The 277-nt window shown below is 41.5% G+C and carries 1 protein-coding gene; it reads right to left on the reverse strand.

Going from position 1 to position 277, the window contains the following annotated elements; translation table 11 throughout:
• A partial coding sequence (locus tag AC0IXA_RS27415) for an ATP-binding protein (RefSeq protein ID WP_471814897.1) occupies nt 1-277 on the reverse strand: 277 nt, incomplete at both ends.

Below are 277 nucleotides of genomic sequence, written 5' to 3' on the forward strand. Positions count from 1 at the left end.
TCCTTTTGTTTATACGGAATGCGGAGACTAAAGGTCGTTCCTTCTCCTTTTTCACTCGTGACAATCATATGTCCATTCAATTTCTTGATGCTTTGGTCAACGAAGTAGAGTCCGAAACCTCGGTCTTCTCCTTTAGTTGAAAAGCCTTGATCAAACATGATGTCTTGTTCTTCTTTTGTGAGACCAACACCTGTGTCCGTGATTTCAATGTGAAGCTGCTCTTGAACGTATCTGAAGGAGATCGAGATGTTTTTCGTCTCAGTATGTGAAACCGCAT

The sequence above is a fragment of the Pseudomonas sp. AC083 genome (assembly GCF_979253165.1).